The following is a 14,055-nucleotide window of genomic DNA, read 5'->3' as shown; positions in this document are numbered from 1 at the left end:
ATATGAACAAATCTTATCCAATGTTAGCTAATTTTTAAAAACAACAAAAGCTTAATATTGTTACACATTAAGCTTTGTCCATATAATTAGAAAAATAACAACCTAATGAACTAATTCCGTCTCAGGAACATGTTTGTTGTCCGTTTGGGGATCCGCTGCTATCAAACGCTCTAAACTATTCTCCTGCTGAAGGATCTTTTTCCTTTTGTTGCGCGAGGACAGCTTGGTACGATATGCTTTCCAGTTCATTAATAGGACAGAGAATAGAATAACCGCTAATCCGACAATTTGCAATGAGGTCACCACATGCGAAGTGAAAAAATGACTTAAAATAAGTGCAATAATTGGGTTTACATACGCATATGTACTTACTTCCATTGCTGGACGTACCTGCAATAACCAAATATACGAGCTAAAAGCAAGGATGGAACCAAATGTGATTAGATACCCCAAATTGAACCAGTCAACAGGTGCTACACTGCTCAGTGTAAATGATGCATATTCACCGGTAAAAAGCGCCGTGATATTAAAGAGAACGCCTGCGGTAACCATTTGCCAAGCAGTTTTCACCATAACATGCAGGTCCTCTTTTTCTTCTTTTTCGGATTTTTTAAAATACTTGGAAATCAATGAACCTACAGTCCAAGCGATAGAACCCAATACTAAGATAGACAGGGCAATCACCTTAAGGGTACCGTCTGTGTTATCATTGGTTGCCATGATCTGTTCGGCAAACAGCATCACAACACCACAGAAACCTAATGCTACACCAGCAACCGTGCTAATGCTGCTAAAGTTTTCTTTCCATTTGGGTCTGTCCAATAAAATAAACCAGATTGCCGCGGCTGCAGCAATAATAGCAGCAACACCACCAGATACATACTGCTCCGCCCAGATAACCCCGGCCATATCCACAAAGAGCAATAAAAAACCTACGATTGCGGCCTCTTGAATAGAACGCTTGTTAAATAATTTATATCCCTTTATAGCACAATATGTCATTAGAATTGCACTGGCTGCAACAAATCGAAACGAACCCAAAATAAATGGCGGGAAACTATGCAATGCTTTTTCTATAAAGAAAAAGGTCGAGCCCCATACCACATAAATAATGAAATAAGCAACTACAACCATTAATGGGCTAGCAGCCTTTTTTTGTCCTTGCAACATGATTAAACCTCCTTTCTATTACTCGGGTATAACAACCTGCTGATCTTCCTTGACCGTCTGAAGTACAATTGTTGTACGCGTTGAAATAATACCTTCCACTTTACTTAAGGTATTTCGCATGAGATCCACTAAACCTGTAGAATCCGCAGTTCTTACTTTAATAAGATAACCGTCATCACCTGCAATGTCGTGTACCTCTTGAACTTCAGGGATTTCCGCAAGTGCCAACCCTACACCCTGTTCGCCAATAATATCATTGGCTTTGATAAAAATAAACGATAAAAGTTTCTGATCGACCGCGGCAGGATTGATCTTGGCACTATACTTTAAAATCACATCTTTTTGTTCAAGCTTCTTTACGCGCTCGAGGATTGCCGATGGTGCCATGCCTAATTCTCTTGCGATGTCAGCATTGTTGATCCGTCCATTATCCTGCATTAAGCGCAAGATTTTATAGTCGACCTGGTCTAAATTATATTCTACTTTTGTCATTTCGACTGCAAAGATAGGTAAAAAAGTATAAAATTCAAAATTGCATATAAAATTCTGAATATAATTCTGAGTAAATAGAAATTCGCGTGAATTTTATTCTTATTTATCAGAAAGAAATCTTGACCAGTTGGGCTATGGTACTGAAGGTAAGTGTATTGCCTTTAGAGAGGTTAGGCGTATAACTCAACAATTGTACCTTTTTCTTAATTTCAGAATAATATTACTCGTTGACAGGATGACGCCCAATCCAATCAGACAACCTAAGCACACACAGCCAAAGCGATCCAAAGCGGCGAAGTAGGAGCGACTTTGCTGTTCATGAAGGTAGACGATAATTAACGCAACCATAGAAGTCCGTGCCACAGCCATAATATTGAGTAGCTTGCATGTAATCAATGACGCAACAATACCGATAATCATGGCATAGAGTTGCGAAATGGGAACGAAATATAGACTGAGACCAATTGCTGATCCTATAAAGTTGGATTTAGCCCGGTCGATGGCTATTTTTTTCGACTCATTCTCTTGCGGTGAAATGACCAATATAATGGAAATTAGTGTCCAGGAAACCGAATATTGGGGGAAGGATACGAAAAGGGGATAACCTATAAGGAAGCCAATCAATACCCGGATGGTGTATATAATAAAATCAGAATGCAGCGTATAGCGAAGGAATAGATTACGCATATAAGGATATGAATCGTTAATTTAAATGATGTAGCGCCACAAAAATACATGCATTGTTTGAAGGAACGAAATAAAATTGGCTTTTATGGTAATTTGTTTGATTTTGCGTTTTTATGCGTTTTTTGTTTTTGATTTGGGTGTTTCTTGCAATCTTCTCTTTTTCCGATGCATAAATTTGACTAAATTTGTTTCATACATAAATGTAGATTAAGTGAAAGATCAGAATCAATTAGCCTTATTAGCGTCTCAACTCAAAGGGGAGCTCTATTATACCCATGAAACGAAGGACCAAACGATGTTGCTTGCCTATTCGACAGATGCGTCTGTTTATCAAGAAAAACCCTTGGCCGTAGCCATACCCGTCGATCATGATGATATCAAAAAATTAATTGATTTTGCGCGGCACAACGGTGTCACAATCATACCACGCACCGCCGGCACTTCTTTAGCTGGTCAGGTAGTAGGCAATGGCATTATCATGGATATTTCTCGTCATTTTAACCATATACTTGAACTTAATGTCGACGAGCAGTGGGTTCGGGTACAACCTGGTGTGATCCGTGACGACTTGAATAATTATCTTAAACCGTTCGGACTGATGTTTGGCCCTGAAACTTCGACTGCAAGCCGTGCGATGGTAGGTGGAATGATTGGCAATAACTCTTCGGGTCTGCATTCGATTGTTTGGGGCGATACACGACACAATTTGATTTCGGCCAATGTACTTTTGGACGACTGTTCTGAAGTGACCTTTGAAGCAGTTGATGAAGCAGCCTATTTTAAGAAATTATTATTAGCTGGTCGTGAGGGGGATATCTACCGTAATATGAATGCATTATTGACAGACCCCGAGCATTTAAGCGCCATTGAAGCGGGCTATCCAAAACGATCTATCACGCGCAGAAATACCGGTTATGCTTTGGATATCCTTGCCGATCGCTCGACACCTTTCAATATGTGTAATTTGTTGGCAGGGTCCGAAGGAACGCTGGCTATTGTTACAGAAGCGAAACTCAAACTGATGCCCTTACCACCGCAGGAACTAGGCTTACTTTGTGTTCATTTTGCGGATATGGTGGAGTGTATGTATGGTAATGTAGTAGCCTTAGGGCACAAGCCGGAAGCATCCGAATTGGTAGATAAATACATCATGGATTTTACGGTTGGGCATCCAACTTATAAGTATAACCGTTTTTTTATAGAAGGCGATCCACAAGCGCTGTTGATCGTTGAGTTTAGGGGGCATACAGCTGCCGAAACAGAGGCAAAAGCGATGGCATTGAAAGCAGATCTAATTGCTCGTGGCTTAGGATATGCCTATCCATATATTACCGGTATTGAACAGACGAATTTAGTTTGGGATGTGCGCAAGGCAGGACTGGGGCTAATTCGCAATTTGCCAGGTGACAGTCAACCTGTAAATTTGATTGAAGATTGCGCGGTGTCGCCTGAAGATCTACCTGATTATGTGCGTGATATTCAAAATCTTTTGGTGGAAGAAGGGGTGCATGCATCCTATTATGCGCATGCGGGAGCCGGGGAACTGCATATTGAACCGTTCGTGAATTTGAAAACAGCAGCAGGGAAGCGTACATTTCGTTCAATCCTCGAAAAAACCAGCGATCTTGTGTTAAAATATAACGGTTCACTGAGTGGTGAGCACGGTGATGGTCGTCTGCGTGGCGAATTTATCGGCAAAGTGCTTGGTGAAAAAGTTTACAAATTGCTTGAAGATGTAAAATACATCTTTGATCCACAGGGCGTTTTTAATGCAAATAAAATTGTCAATACGCCGCCAATGGATGCTCATTTACGTTATGACAACGATAGCAACCGAACAGAAATAAAGACCTATTTCGATTTTTCTAAAGATGAGTCTATTCTTCGGTTGGCAGAAAAGTGTTCTGGTTCGGGAGATTGCCGAAAGACTGAAATTACTGGTGGAACAATGTGCCCTTCATTCATGGCTACGCGCGATGAAAAAGATACGACACGGGCGCGGGCAAATATGTTGCGTCAGTTTTTAACGAATTCCACAAAGAAAAATCGTTTCGATCATGAGGAGATCAAGGAAGTTATGGACCTTTGCTTAAGCTGCAAAGGCTGTAAAACGGAATGTCCTTCGAGTGTGGATGTAGCCAAAATGAAAGCAGAATTTTTACAGCACTATTATGATGAGCATGGCGCAGGGTTTCGAACAAAATTAATCGCTAATTTCACCCAGTCTCAGAAACTCGGATCTTGGGTTGCACCAATCTATAATTTTGTGGTCAAAAATGATTTCTTGTCAGGGATAGTCAAAAAAACGGTAGGATTTGCGCCAAAACGTTCCTTACCTACAGTCAATGGAACGACTTTAACCCAATGGGTAAAGAAACAAGCAATGGCAAGTGATAGTAAGCGTCGGGTTTACCTTTTTTCGGATGAGTTTACCGAATATAATGATGCCGAGATAGGCATTACCGCATATAAGTTACTGACTGCCTTGGGGTATGAAGTAGTCATTCCAAAACATGTGCAAAGCGGGCGGACTTATCTTTCTAAAGGCTTTGTGAAAAAAGCAAAGGAGATTGCGAATCAAAATATCCATTTCTTAAAGGGACTAATTACGGATGATACGCCACTTTTAGGCGTCGAACCCTCAGGGATAATTACATTTCGCGATGAGTATTTAAGTTTAGTCGATGATGATTTACGTGTTGACGCGCAAAAAATAGCCAAAAACGCGCTGATGATTGACGAATTTCTGTTGAATGAAATGAAAGCGGGGCGTATTCATTCCGAACAGTTTACCTCGGAAACGAAAAAGATAAAGCTTCATGGCCACTGTTATCAAAAGGCTTTTCATCTCGTTACTGTTACGGAACAGGTCCTATCATTTCCGACGAACTTTAGCGTAGAAACAATTCCTTCGGGTTGTTGTGGTATGGCAGGGTCATTTGGTTATGAGGCTGAGCATTATGATATTTCGATGAAAGTAGCCGAATTGGTTTTATTGCCAACCATACGCGAAACAGAATCTGGTACTTTAATTGCCGCAGCGGGTACCTCCTGTAGGCATCAGATTAAAGATGGTGTGGGCCGAAAATCCTATCATCCCGTGGAAATTTTGTACGATGCTTTATTGAAATAAAATAAAAACATTGCTAATAGTTGTTTGTTATCAGTAATAATGGTAATATTATAAGAGCAATATTCATTAATAACTGATAACAAACAATTCAATATGTACAAGATTCAATCTATAGCATTTCTTGCGACCGCTACGGTGCTGATGGCTAGTTGCGGAAATTCCAATCAAAAGAAAACTGATGGAAGTGATACAACAACGATGAACAAAATTGAAGGTGTAAAAATCGAACAATTTACGAATGGTTCACCGGGCGCAGAAAAGAAGAACTTTTTTCTACGTATTACAGATGAAATTAAAACGGATTCAAGCCGTATTTATATCACAAAATCTCTTTACAAACAGGATACTGTAGGAGCGAAGTTCGAGGTTGTAGATTTTATACCCGCGGGTATAATAGATGGCCAACCGAGTGATGAAGTCGGCTTTACCAAAGGTAAGATTAGAATCTCGTCGTCGGGTCAACAGTCTGACAATTTAATTAAAGCATTAGGTGATTTATTTCAAATAACTACTACAGACTCTTTTACAAAAGATGTAATTCTTCCGAATGTGTTTTCATCCAATAAGGTGAATGCTGATTTGTCCAAAAAAACAGCGTACAGCTTTAAACTATTTTTGGACAATAAAAAAGCTGCTCCAGCGGAGCTCTTCTTTAATGTAGACACCTATAAGCATTCGGTTGAATTTTCGGAGAAAGATCCTTCGTTCCGGGCTGGATTATTGTCAGCGTTGACCGGTAAATAGTGAAGCTGTGACTTGTGCCGCTACTTCGATGCGCCCTAAGTTATATGCTCAGATGTAGTGTATAGATTGATCATAAAATAAAAACGGCTAGAAGCTATCTAGCCGTTTTTATTTTATCTAAAAAAGAGATAGATTTGTGCTAATATATTTAGTTTAAAATGAAACAATCCGGAACCGCAGATCTCCCATTACACTATGGAAAAGTACCAGCGTGGCTTTACGAACGTATGGCTTTGCTAGGTCGCTCCATTGTTGAAGTAATATTAATGGATTATGGTAAAGACGAGGTTTTGAGAAGACTGGCGGATCCCCGCTGGTTTCAAAGCTTTGGTGCTGTTCTCGGCATGGATTGGCATTCTTCAGGGATCACAACGGCTGTTATGGGGGCATTAAAACGCGCTATTAATCCAGATGCAAAGTCGTTGGGACTTTATATCTGTGGGGGTAAAGGCAAGCTCTCCATGCAGACCCCACAGGAACTACTTCGGCTTTCGAACGAAATGGGACTAGATGGCAACGACTTGATTCGCAGCAGTAAGCTTGTTGCTAAAGTGGATAACACCGCTATTCAGGATGGTTACCAATTATATCTCCACAATTTTATCGTGACGGATAATGGCAATTGGTCGGTCGTGCAGCAAGGTATGCATGAAAAGGATGGAACTGCCCGTCGTTACCATTGGCATTCTGAAAAGGTAAAATCGTTTGTTGAAGAACCACATGCGGGTATCAGTGGTCCTTCACAAGGTATAATCCTCAACTTGACAGCTGCAGAAGCGGCGGCCAATAGAACAGGTATTATGACGATAGTAACGGAGGATTCAACTCAAGTGATGCAAGACTTCGCTAAACTTATTATGCCATCCCATCACGATGTCCGTGCTTCGGATGTTGACTTGAAGAGGCTAGGAGCAATGTTGTACGTGGCCCGAGAAAGTCAACCAAGCCATTTTGAAGACTTATTGCTTTTAAAAGGAGTTGGGCCCCGTACGTTACAGTCATTGGCTTTAGTCAGTGAGGTAATCCACGGTGCGCCTTCACGGTTCAATGACCCGGCTCGATTTTCCTTTGCTCATGGCGGGAAAGATGGGCATCCTTTTCCTGTTCCTTTAACCATTTACGATGAAAGTATTCAAATTTTGCAAAAAGGCATTGAAAAATCTAAACTGGGTTACGGTGAAAAATTAAAATCGATTAACAAGTTGCACCAGATTGTCTTGGATAGCGAAAAAGATTTTCAGCCACAATTTGATATTCAACAAATTATAGCAGAAGAACGGCGAGATTCTTGGAAATATGGTGGAAGAACAGTCTTCGGAGACGCACAACCCTTGAGAACAAATGGTCGTGGTTTGCAATTGTCACTTTTCTAGCGGAAATCTACGAATTGTAATTGTTTTGTTAAAATGTGTTAAAGATCGTTAAAATTAGTTGTACGCTAGTATATTTGCTCCGCAATGAAAGCGGTTGTTACCATATTCTTATTCCTATGCTTCTTATTTATCAGAAGCAGTAATAGCCATGCCGTGCTCATTGAATCCGACCGACCAACTGTTAGTTTTATGTATCAGCATAATCATGCTGATGTACAGCAGTATATTGACGCATCAGTTGATCACATCGATCCGCTATTTTACGGTAATATTCACAGTGATAATCCAGTTATCGAGGAATTTGATGCCGAAAATTTTCAACTGACCAAGGATTTGCAGGTGACATCCCAATTTGTTGCGCTGCTACTTTTTGCTATTGTCCTTTTTGTTTTCGTTTTTCGATTTGCAAAGAAGATACCTTTTTGCAATTTCATAGCCTATCTTTTCCCTCAAAGATACGTTCTTCAACAAAACTGGAGAATTTAAAATATACCCTTCGAAATTTCATATGCTTTGGTGGATATCCTAAGGGATGCTCTGCTTAGTCGTAATCGATTTGTACAATCTATGAACAAGTCGGAACGACCATAAACCAAAGTAGAGGTCATTTCACCAACCAAGACAACAAACAATCAAACTTATTTTTTTAATTAGACGCTTACAAATGAAAAGAGTATTTATGCTCGCTATTTTGGCTATTACCTTATGCCAAATCGGGTGTACTTCCAAAAAGGAAGAAAAGGAAGAAAAAGAGAAATTTACAGCGACCTCTCCGGTGCAAATGGACACAACTATCCGTAAGGACTTTGTTTCCCAGATTAGGTCTTTCCGAAATATTGAGCTTCGGGCTCAGGAGAAGGGCTATCTCGAGCAGATTTTCGTAGATGAAGGACAATTTGTCCATAAAGGGCAATTACTTTTTCGGATTATGCCGAAGATGTATGAGGCCGAATACCGTAAATCTTCGGCAGAAGTTAATGTAGCAGAAATTGAAGTTCAAAATACAAAAACGCTTGCCGATAAAAATGTCGTATCGCCCAATGAACTCGCGATGGCTAAAGCAAAACTTGAGCAAGCCAAAGCTGAGGCTGCGATTGCAAAATTACATCTCTCCTTTACAGAAATCAGGGCACCTTTTGACGGAACCATTGATCGGATTCCATTGAAATTGGGAAGTTTGGTGGATGAAGGTGAATTATTGACAAGTCTGTCCGACAACAGTGAGATGCTGGTTTATTTCAATGTCTCCGAACCTGAATATTTAAGTTATCAAACTAACGTGAGTAAACGTGGAGATACTCATGTCGGCTTGTTGCTTGCCAATAATGAGTTGTTCGCTCAAAATGGTCTTGTGGAGACCATAGAAAGTGAGTTCAACAGTGAGACGGGAAATATTGCTTTTAGAGCGAAATTTCCCAATCCAAACCGTCTATTAAAACATGGCGAGAGCGGCAAGGTGGTGATGAACTTTCCGCTGAAACAGGTTTTAATTATTCCACAGAAAGCGACATACGAAATGCAGGACCGTAAATATGTGTATGTAATCGATAAGGAGGGCAAATTAAAAGCCCGTCATATCACCATTGGTAACTCCCTACCAGATCTGTATGTGGTAACGAGCGGACTTCAAAAAGATGATAAATTTTTGTTGGATGGTATTCAGAAAGCAAAAGAGGATGATAAAATCAGCTACAGCTTTGTGCAACCTAAAGACGCCATCTCAAATTTGAAGTTAAAAACAGAATAGATCCCTTACAGTTAAATTACTATGTTTAGTCGTTTTATAAATAGACCAGTACTTTCGATCGTGATATCACTGATCATTGTGTTTTTGGGTGTGCTTTCGATGGTACAGCTTCCTGTAACACAATTTCCGTCAATATCGCCACCGAAGGTGAACATCACTGCCGAGTATCCTGGAGCCAATGGTGAGTTGATGATTAAATCAGTTATCATTCCGCTGGAACGGGCGATCAATGGGGTTCCGGGAATGAAATACATGGCTTCCGATGCCGGTAATGACGGGGAAGCAAGTATTCAGGTCGTATTCAACCTAGGAACGGATCCGAATCAGGCTTCTTTAAATGTACAGAACCGCGTAGCCTCTGTGGTTAACAAGCTTCCGCCAATTGTGGTCCGTGAAGGGGTGAAGATTACACGTGAAGAATCCAATATGTTAATGTACATCAATCTCTACAGTAAAGACAAGGAGCTTGATGGAAATTTTATGTATAACTATGCGGACATGAATATTGTCTCCGAATTACGTCGGGTGGACGGTGTCGGGGTGGCAAATATTCTTGGAACACGCGAATTAGCGATGCGTATTTGGTTGAAACCTGATCGAATGACAGCCTACAAGATTTCTGCAGAAGAGGTGATGAAAGCCTTATCCGAGCAAAGTTTGGAAGCTTCACCAGGTAAAGCCGGGGAGTCGTCTGGTATGACCTCCCAGTCTTTTGAATATGTATTGAAATACCCGGGGCGTTTTACAACTACGGAAGGTTATGGCAATATCGTTTTACGTGCGGGTGAAAATGGTGAAATGTTACGTTTAAAAGATGTTGCGGAAATCAAATTCGGTTCGGCGATGTACGATATCTACTCTACACTGAATGGAAAACCATCTGCAGCGATTGTCTTAAAACAATCTTATGGAAGTAATGCTTCTCAGGTAATTCAAGACGTTAAAAGCAAAATGAAGGAATTGAAAGCTTCCTTTCCGAAAGGGCTGGATTACGAAATTAGCTATGACGTATCAAAATTCTTGGATGCATCCATGGAAAAAGTAGTCCATACTTTATTGGAAGCATTTGTGCTTGTTGCTATTGTGGTTTTTCTATTCTTAGGAGATTGGCGTTCGACATTGATTCCGACCATTGCAGTACCGGTTTCCTTGGTGGGATCGTTTTTGTTCATGCAGTTTTTTGGCATTACCATCAACTTGATCACATTGTTTGCACTGGTGCTTGCCATAGGTGTGGTTGTGGACGATGCGATTGTGGTTATTGAGGCTGTCCATGCTAAAATGGAAGAGCTTCATATTTCGGCCTATAAGGCGACCAAAAAAGCGATGCACGAAATCAGTGGTGCTATTGTTGCGATCACATTCCTTATGGCGGCGGTTTTTATTCCGGTTGCCTTTATGTCTGGCCCCGTAGGGATATTCTATAGACAGTTTTCCATTACCATGGCTACTTCCATCATCTTATCGGGTGTTGTGGCATTAACACTCACTCCGGCTTTATGTGCGATTATGCTGAAGAATAACCATGGAAAGGCAAGAAAGAAATCCATTATCGATAAATTCCTGGATTCTTTCAATAGATTGTTTGATAAGATGTCCAACAAATATGTTTACTTGTTGAAGGGCATAGTGGATAAGCGCATTTTTACATTTTTAGTATTAATTGGTTTTTGTATTGGCGCATATTTTTTGAATAATGCTGTTCCTGCAGGTTTTATCCCCAATGAAGATCAGGGGATGATTTATGCTATTATTCAAACGCCGCCAGGATCGACATTGGAACGGACCAATCTAGCGGCCCAGACATTGCAAAAAGAAGCTGAAGACATTGATGGTGTACAATCGGTATCTTCATTGGCTGGTTATGAAATCCTGACTGAAGGAACCGGGGCAAATACAGGTACTTGTTTGATCAACTTGAAAAGCTGGGAAGAACGTAAAGAATCCTCGCAGGAGATCATAGAGCAACTGGAGGCCGCTGCCAAAAATATCCCAGGAGCGTCTATCGAGTTTTTCCAACCACCGGCCGTACCGGGCTATGGTGCTGCGGGTGGATTTGAGCTTCGTCTTCTGGACAAAGCAGGTTCTGGCGACTACAAGAAAATGGAAACGGTAAGTAAGGATTTTGTGCGTGAATTGAACAAAAGGCCTGAATTATCGTCTGTATTTACCTTCTATAGTGCAAGTTTTCCGCAGTATATGTTGCATATCGACAATGATCTGGCGCAACAGAAGGGTGTTACCATTGATAATGCACTGAATACGCTTTCGACTTTGGTGGGCAGTAATTACGAAACGAATTTCATTAAGTATGACCGCCAATATAAAGTTATGGTTCAGGCTTTGCCGCAATACAGGGCTTTGCCGGAAGATATCTTGAAGCTATATGTAAAGAATGATAAAGACGAAATGGTACCATTTTCAGCATTTATGCATATGGAAAAGGTTTACGGTCTTTCTGAGATCACCCGGCACAATATGTATATGGCATCTGAAATTTCGGGCTCTGCCGCACCAGGTTATAGTAGTGGTGAAGCAATTCAGGTGATTAATGAAGTCGCTGCCAAGACCTTACCACGAGGCTATGGCATTGATTGGGCTGGTATTTCCAAAGATCAGGTAGGTCGTGGAAATCAGGCAATTTATATTTTCTTAATTTGTCTTGGTTTCGTTTACTTGATACTTTCCGCTCAATATGAGAGCTTTATTATGCCTTTTGCGGTGTTGCTTTCTTTACCAATCGGAATCTTTGGGGCATTTCTACTATTGAAGTTATTGGGATTGGAAAACAATATTTACGCGCAGGTCGCTTTGGTCATGCTTATCGGTCTACTTGGTAAAAATGCCGTGTTGATTGTTGAATTTGCTGCTCAACGGCATTCGCAGGGATTGAGTATTATTGAGGCTGCCTTGGACGGTGCTAAAGTTAGGTTTAGACCTATTTTGATGACATCTTTTGCTTTTATCGCCGGGTTGATTCCCTTAGTTATGGCTTCTGGCCCGGGTGCAATTGGAAACCGTACGATCGGTACAGCGGCAGCGGGAGGTATGTTGTTTGGGACGGTTTTTGGTATTGTGGTGATACCGGGCTTATACTTTATCTTCGGGACTATTGCCTCCAAACGCAAGCTTATTAAACACGAAGATGAAAATCCATTAACTGAAGAACTTGATAATAATGACTAATCGCAGAAAAATACAATGGGTCATTGCATTTTCGCTTTCAGCAGCAGTGACGGGATGTAAGGTTCCGAAAGCGACACAAATACAGGAGAATAAATTCGTTCCGAAGCAGTATACAGATGTAGCTCAATCAGATACAACGAATTCAGCGTCGGTTAAGTGGCGTGAATTTTTTACGGATCCAAATTTAGTTGTATTGATCGATACAGCGTTGAAAAACAATCAGGAGCTGAATGTTACTTTGCAGGAGTTGGCGATCGCAAAGAATGATATTCTTTTACGAAAAGGGGCATTGAAACCCACTGTTGGTTTACGTGCCGGAGGTGGTGTTGAAAAAGTTGGACGATACACCAGTCAGGGGGCCGGTGATGCCAGTACAGAAATAGCCCCTGGAAAGGAAATGCCGGATCCACTAGGAGATTTGACCATTGGTGCATATGCCAGTTGGGAAATCGACGTTTGGAAAAAACTGAAGGACTCCGAACAAGCAGCACTGAACCGTTATCTTGCTACGGTAGAAGGGAAAAATTTTGTCTTAAGTAGCCTTATTGCCGAAGTTGCCCGTTCGTATTATGAATTATTGGCATTGGACAATCAGTTGGCTATTATCAAACAAAATATCGAGCTCCAGGACAATGCGCTTGCGGTAATCCGATTGCAGAAACAGGCTGCTCGTGTAACAGAACTGGCGGTTCAAAAGTTTGAAGCGGAAGTGTTGAAGACAAAAGGTATGGAATTTGAGACGCGGCAACAGATCAAAGAAACTGAAAACCGTATTAATTTTCTATTGGGACGTTTCCCACAAGAGATCAAACGTGACAAAAGCAATTTTGTCGATCTGATTCCGGCGAAAGTTCAGACAGGTATACCGAGCCAACTACTAAGCAATAGACCTGATATTCGTGAGGCCGAGTATGAGCTCGCTGCCGCGAAGTTGGACGTACAGATCGCGCGGAAAGAGTTTTATCCTTCTTTGGAGATTTCGGCTGCTCTGGGTTTACAGGCATTCAAGCCTTCTTATCTATTTAAGATGCCTGAATCAGTTTTGTATAATCTAATAGGGGAGCTTGCAGCACCTTTGATCAACAAAAATGGGCTTAAAGCGGAATTTAATACAGCCAACGCGAAACAAATACAGGCGGTATATAATTACGAGAAGACCATTCTGAATGCTTACTTAGAAGTCTCTACACAACTTTCTAATATTGAAAACCTCGGGCGCAGCTACGATTTCAAAACAAAAGAAGTTGAGGTCCTGAATAATTCCGTGTCTGTGTCAAATGATCTCTTTAAATCAGCGAGGGCAGACTATATGGAGGTTTTAATGACACAACGCGATGTACTGGATTCAAAACTTGAATTGATAGAAACAAAGAAGCAGCAGCTTAACGCTGTTGTCAATATCTATAAAGATTTGGGAGGAGGCTGGAAATAAGTTGTTTGTTTGAATGGACCCCGCTAGGCGGGGTTCTTTTTTTATAAGCCTATGCAAACTTCTTTCTTGTGAAAATAGAATAAATGCTTAT

10 protein-coding genes are annotated in these 14,055 nt (G+C 40.9%); 7 read left to right on the top strand and 3 right to left on the bottom strand.

Annotation, left to right across the window (positions count from 1 at the left end; translation table 11 throughout):
* Positions 1-102: 102 nt before the first annotated feature.
* The 3 genes from AAH582_RS12705 to AAH582_RS12695 all read right to left on the bottom strand — a co-directional run bounded on the left by AAH582_RS12705 (position 103) and on the right by AAH582_RS12695 (position 2,349).
* Entirely contained in the window at positions 103-1,170 is a 1,068-nt protein-coding gene (locus AAH582_RS12705) for an EamA family transporter (protein WP_343317802.1), read from the bottom strand.
* Positions 1,171-1,188: 18 nt separating this feature from the next.
* Complete coding sequence (locus AAH582_RS12700) at positions 1,189-1,662, bottom strand: Lrp/AsnC family transcriptional regulator (RefSeq protein ID WP_046673335.1); 474 nt, start codon at positions 1,660-1,662, stop codon at positions 1,189-1,191.
* Between the two features lie 183 nt (positions 1,663-1,845).
* On the bottom strand, positions 1,846-2,349 hold the full coding sequence (locus AAH582_RS12695; protein WP_046673336.1) for an FUSC family protein: 504 nt from the start codon (positions 2,347-2,349) through the stop codon (positions 1,846-1,848).
* 211 nt (positions 2,350-2,560) lie between these two features.
* Here AAH582_RS12695 and AAH582_RS12690 point away from each other — a divergent pair, with 211 nt between their 5' ends.
* From AAH582_RS12690 to AAH582_RS12660, 7 genes are all read left to right on the top strand, one after another.
* Positions 2,561-5,482 carry an FAD-binding and (Fe-S)-binding domain-containing protein gene (locus tag AAH582_RS12690; protein WP_343317793.1) on the top strand — a complete coding sequence of 974 codons (2,922 nt, stop codon included), beginning with the start codon at positions 2,561-2,563 and terminating at the stop codon, positions 5,480-5,482.
* A gap of 93 nt (positions 5,483-5,575) precedes the next feature.
* Complete coding sequence (locus AAH582_RS12685) at positions 5,576-6,226, top strand: hypothetical protein (protein WP_343317791.1); 651 nt, start codon at positions 5,576-5,578, stop codon at positions 6,224-6,226.
* Positions 6,227-6,384: 158 nt separating this feature from the next.
* Entirely contained in the window at positions 6,385-7,599 is a 1,215-nt protein-coding gene (locus AAH582_RS12680) for a DUF763 domain-containing protein (protein ID WP_343317789.1), read from the top strand.
* A 189-nt stretch (positions 7,600-7,788) separates the two neighbouring features.
* A complete protein-coding gene (locus tag AAH582_RS12675) occupies positions 7,789-8,085 on the top strand; it encodes a hypothetical protein (RefSeq protein WP_070564037.1) in 297 nt (98 codons plus the stop codon).
* Between the two features lie 178 nt (positions 8,086-8,263).
* Complete coding sequence (locus AAH582_RS12670; protein WP_343317787.1) at positions 8,264-9,346, top strand: efflux RND transporter periplasmic adaptor subunit; 1,083 nt, start codon at positions 8,264-8,266, stop codon at positions 9,344-9,346.
* Between the two features lie 21 nt (positions 9,347-9,367).
* Positions 9,368-12,532: an efflux RND transporter permease subunit gene (locus AAH582_RS12665; protein WP_343317785.1), complete on the top strand. Its 3,165-nt coding sequence runs from the start codon at positions 9,368-9,370 to the stop codon at positions 12,530-12,532.
* Positions 12,525-13,964: a TolC family protein gene (locus tag AAH582_RS12660; protein ID WP_046673343.1), complete on the top strand. Its 1,440-nt coding sequence runs from the start codon at positions 12,525-12,527 to the stop codon at positions 13,962-13,964. The genes AAH582_RS12665 and AAH582_RS12660 overlap by 8 nt, the downstream gene beginning before the upstream one ends.
* Positions 13,965-14,055: the final 91 nt, after the last annotated feature.

Source organism: Sphingobacterium multivorum, assembly GCF_039511225.1.
Taxonomy (GTDB): Bacteria; Bacteroidota; Bacteroidia; order Sphingobacteriales; family Sphingobacteriaceae; genus Sphingobacterium.
Note: the sequence above shows the minus strand (reverse complement) of the source record. Positions and strands in the feature narration are given on the sequence as shown.